Raw genomic sequence first — 2,015 nt, 5'->3', positions numbered from 1 at the left:
CGTGGCGACGTTCACCGAGGCGCCGCTGCCGCCCGAGCTGCCGCGTGATCCGGGTCGTTCGTCGGGCCGGCGCTCGGTGCCCGCCCCGGCCACCGCACCCTCTCGGGGTTCCTCCCTGCTCGAGGTCAGCGGCCTCTCGGCGCGCTACCCGGGCGCCGCCGATGAGGCGTTGAGCGGCGTCTCCTTCGTCCTCGAACCGGGCCGCACCCTGGTCGTCACGGGGGAGAGCGGTGCGGGCAAGAGCACGCTCGCGCTGGCGCTCGTCCGACTGCTCGAATACGCGGGCTCCTACCGGGTACGCACCGCCGACGGAGAGCTGGTCGAGGCCCGCGACCTGCCCGGCGCGGAGCTGCGCAGCATCGTCGGGCTCTGCGAGCAGACGCCGCACCTCTTCGACGCGGATCTGCGCCAGAACCTGCTCTTCGCGCGTGAGGGCGCCACCGATGCGGAGCTCGTCGCCGTGCTCGAGCGCGTGGGACTCGGCTCCTGGCTGCGCGAGCGGGGCGGTCTCGCAGCGCCCGTCGGCGAGCGGGGCGCGCTCGTCAGCGGCGGTCAGGCGCAGAGGATCGCGCTCGCTCGCGCGATCCTCGCCGATTTCCCGGTGGTGATCCTCGATGAGCCGACCGCGGGCGTGGACCGGGAGCTGGCGGACCTCCTGCTGCAGGATCTGCTCGGCGCGGTGCCCGAGGACCGGGCGGTGATGCTCATCACGCACACCGAGCTGCCGGCGGGGCTCCCGTTCACCCGACTCGAGATCTGAGTCCCATTACGCGGGTGCAGTACCCGGCAGTTGCTCGAAGACGAGGCTCGTGCGCGTCTGCTCGAGCGCGGTGTTCGAGCCCAGGTGCGTCGCGATGAACTCGCGCAGCTCGGAGACGCTCGCGCAGGCGACGTGCAGGACGATGTCCCGGTCGCCGCCGATCAGGAACACGCGCTGCGCGCCCGGGACGGTGCGCAGGCGGTCCGCGATCTCGGGGACTTCGCTGCGATGCCGGCTGCCGACGGTCACCGAGATGAGGGCCTCGACGCCCAGCCCGGCCGCGACCGGGTCGATGTCGGCGCGGTAGCCTCGGATCACCCCGGCCTTCTCGAGCGCGCGCACGCGCCCGTGGCAGGTGGAGATCGGCAGGTCGACGCGTGCGGCGAGCTCCTTGTAGGGCAGCCGGCCGTCGAGCGTGAGCTCGTGGAGGATCCGGCGGTCGGTGTCGCTGAGCTGGAATCCATTCATCGTGGACCGGCCTTCCATCGTGATTTCCGGTCAGTATTCTTCAGATCGCTGATGACCTGAATAGTTTCCAGAATACTTGCCGCTCACCCGTATGAATACCAGGATGGTGTCCATCGGAGAGGAACGAGGAACGATGCGGTTCATCGACATCAGTCCGGCGGTGCGCGCCGACACCCCGGTATGGCCCGGCGACACCGGCTTCGGGCTGAACCCGAAGTGGAGCATCGACGCGGGCGACTCCGTGACGGTCGGCACCGTCACGACGACCACCCACGTCGGCGCCCACATCGACGCGCCGTCCCATATCGTGGCCGGGGCGCCGCCGATCTCCGGCATCCCGCTCGACGCCTGCGTCGGCCCCTGCCTCGTGCTCGACGTCAGCGAGCTCGTGGACCGCGCCGCCTCCCCGCACGGACAGCCGCCGCTCCACGCGGTACGGGCGCGGATCGAGCGGCTCGGCCTCACCGGTCCCGTCGAACGGCTGCTCCTGCGTCACTCGACGGCCCCGCCGAGCACGTGGGATCCCGATCTGCCCGGTGTCGACCCGGCGCTCATGCGCTGGTTCGCCGCGCAGGGAGGCCGCCTCATGGGCCTCGACATCGCCTCTTTCGATCCCGCCGAAAGCACGGAACTCCGCTGCCACCGCGAGGCGATCGCTCGCGGGGTCGTGCTGCTCGAGGGCCTCGATCTCTCCGCGGCGCCCGAGGGCGAGGGCGAGCTCATCGCCCTGCCGCTGGCATGGGCCGATGCCGACGCGTCGCCCGTGCGCGCCGTGCTGCGCCTGCCC

General features: G+C 71.7%; 3 protein-coding genes. 2 read left to right on the top strand and 1 reads right to left on the bottom strand.

Translation table 11 applies throughout. The features are described 5' to 3' along the window. Nucleotides 1–760, top strand: a 760-nt coding sequence (locus ACFPZL_RS12620; protein ID WP_382335694.1) for an ATP-binding cassette domain-containing protein, incomplete at its 5' end; no start/stop codon positions are given. Between the two features lie 6 nt (nt 761–766). Here ACFPZL_RS12620 and ACFPZL_RS12615 read toward each other — a convergent pair. Further along, on the bottom strand, nt 767–1,228 hold the full coding sequence (locus ACFPZL_RS12615; RefSeq protein WP_218114810.1) for an Lrp/AsnC family transcriptional regulator: 462 nt from the start codon (nt 1,226–1,228) through the stop codon (nt 767–769). Between the two features lie 133 nt (nt 1,229–1,361). On the opposite strand from ACFPZL_RS12615, the gene ACFPZL_RS12610 reads away from it, so the two are divergent. Beyond that, the coding region (locus ACFPZL_RS12610) for a cyclase family protein (RefSeq protein WP_218114809.1) at nt 1,362–2,015 on the top strand (654 nt) is incomplete at its 3' end.

Origin of the sequence: Leucobacter soli (assembly GCF_042659205.1) — a bacterium.
Lineage (GTDB): Bacteria > Actinomycetota > Actinomycetes > Actinomycetales > Microbacteriaceae > Leucobacter > Leucobacter soli.
The sequence above is the reverse complement of the archived record's forward strand: the minus strand, read 5'-3'. Positions and strand labels throughout refer to the sequence as shown.

Coding starts and splice junctions, on each gene's coding strand:
- ACFPZL_RS12615 (WP_218114810.1), bottom strand. CDS start 1,228: ATGAATGGATTCCAGCTCAGCGACACCGACCGCCGGATCCTCCACGAG.